Origin of the sequence: Paenibacillus sp. MER 99-2 (assembly GCF_023714095.1) — a bacterium.
Taxonomy (GTDB): Bacteria; Bacillota; Bacilli; order Paenibacillales; family Paenibacillaceae; genus Paenibacillus.
Window position 1 is genome coordinate 1 of sequence record NZ_JAMAUZ010000050.1, and the last position, 279, is coordinate 279.

At 53.0% G+C, this 279-nt stretch carries 1 rRNA gene; it reads left to right on the forward strand.

Annotated elements, in window-relative coordinates:
• A 23S ribosomal RNA gene (locus tag M3636_RS29270) occupies window positions 1-279 on the forward strand; the annotation flags it as partial.

Sequence of the window (279 nt, forward strand, 5' to 3'; positions counted from 1 at the left end):
TTGCATCAGGGGTAGGGGAGCGTTGTATAAGGGTTGAAGGTGTACCGTAAGGAGCGCTGGACATTATACAAGTGAGAATGCCGGTATGAGTAACGAAAAGATCAGTGAGAATCTGATCCGCCGAAAGCCTAAGGGTTCCTGAGGAAGGCTCGTCCACTCAGGGTAAGTCGGGACCTAAGGCGAGGCCGAAAGGCGTAGTCGAAGGACAACAGGTCGAAATTCCTGTACCACCGTAAGCCGTTATGAGCAATGGGGGGACGCAGTAGGGTAGTGACGCAG